Here is a 1,105-nt window from a genome sequence, read left to right on the forward strand (position 1 = left end):
CTAGGGCCCGTATCTGATTGTGATCAATTTCTGTGATTCGCCTGCATGGACAGGTCCTGATCCGGTAGACCATGTTGCGTGACACGAGCACAACTATCGGATGCGGAGTGGGAGTTCATTGGGCCGTACTTGCCGATCGGCGAGTACGGCCCGTACCCGGAGCGGCTGCGGCAGCAGTTCGAGGGTGTGATCTGGCGCTTCAGGACGAGCGCGCAGTGGCGGGAGATGCCGAGGGAGTTCGGTGCCTGGTCGACCGTCTCGAACCGCTTCCGTCAGTGGCGTGACGCCGGCGTCTTCGAGGCGTTGTTGGAAGGTGCGATCGCCGAGGCCGCGAAGCGGGGCGAGGTGGACTTGTCCCTGGTCAGCGTGGACTCCACGACTGTCCGGGCCCACCACGATGCCGCTGGGATGCACCTGGACCCCGACACGCTGACCGCCCTGGAGAAGGCCGCCGACGAAGCGGAGAACGCCCGGCAAAAGGGGGCGGCCCGAAAGGACAAGCCGGGCAGGATGCCGTCGACGACGCAGAACGGGAAGAACGGCGACGCATCCGACGGCGGCGCAGGCTCCGACTGAAGGAAGCCCTGCTCGGACGCTCCAGGGGCGGGCAGACCAGCAAGGTCCACGTCGCGAGTGATCGTAGGTGCCGTCCGCTGGCGTTCGTCCTGACCGAGGGGCAGGCGGCCGACAGCCCGCAGTTCATCCCCGTGCTGAAGAAGGTCCGTGTCCGTGGGCCCGTCGGCCGACCCCGCACCCGACCCGACGCGGTCGCCGGCGACAAGGCCTACTCCTCCCGCGGCAACCGCGCCCACCTGCGCGAACGACACATCAAGACCGTCATCCCGGAGAAGCGGGACCAGGCCGCCAACCGCAAGAAGAAGGGCAGCAGGGGCGGGCGGCCCGTCACCCACGACGCCGAGCTCTACAAGGACCGCAACACCGTCGAGCGCCTGATCAACAAGCTCAAGGCCTGGCGAGGCATCGCGACCCGCTGCGACAAGAAGCCCGACAGCTACCTTGCCGGCCTCCACCTTCGCGGCGCGATGATCTGGATCAAGGACCTCACCAACGCCATCCATTGATCACAACCAAATACGCGCCCTAG

The 1,105-nt window shown here is 66.6% G+C and carries 1 pseudogene; it reads left to right on the forward strand.

Annotated features, from left to right (window positions below):
• Positions 1 to 78: 78 nt before the first annotated feature.
• A pseudogene (locus ACFYNO_RS41160) lies at positions 79 to 1,082 on the forward strand (IS5 family transposase).
• Positions 1,083 to 1,105 lie beyond the last annotated feature (23 nt).

This window comes from Kitasatospora sp. NPDC006697 (assembly GCF_042869935.1).
Lineage (GTDB): Bacteria > Actinomycetota > Actinomycetes > Streptomycetales > Streptomycetaceae > Kitasatospora.